The 268-nt window shown below is 60.1% G+C and carries 1 pseudogene; it reads right to left on the bottom strand.

The features are described from left to right. Positions 1-233: pseudogene (locus tag SB822_RS57645) on the bottom strand (oxalate/formate MFS antiporter); the annotation flags it as partial. Between the last annotated feature and the right edge of the window lie 35 nt (positions 234-268).

Below are 268 nucleotides of genomic sequence, written 5' to 3'. Positions count from 1 at the left end.
ACGAGCCAGCCTTCCAGTGGAACGAGCCAGGTTTCCGTAAGGATGAAGATCGCGAACGCCATCTGAATCGAGGCCTGGCCCCAGTGATGCCGCGCGTCCATCGGCGCGACAAACAGCGTCCACGCGTACTGCAGGTTCGCCACCAACGCCATGCACACCATGCCGATGACGAGCTGCCACCAACGGTTCGCCCAGAATACGCGGGCCGTGGTCTGTTGAGTGATATCGTCCATGTGCGTTGTCTCCGCAATTATTTAGTGCAGCCGGC

Source organism: Paraburkholderia sp. SIMBA_054 (assembly GCF_046534875.1).
In the GTDB taxonomy this organism is placed as follows: domain Bacteria; phylum Pseudomonadota; class Gammaproteobacteria; order Burkholderiales; family Burkholderiaceae; genus Paraburkholderia; species Paraburkholderia hospita.
The sequence above is the reverse complement of the archived record's forward strand: the minus strand, read 5'-3'. Positions and strand labels throughout refer to the sequence as shown.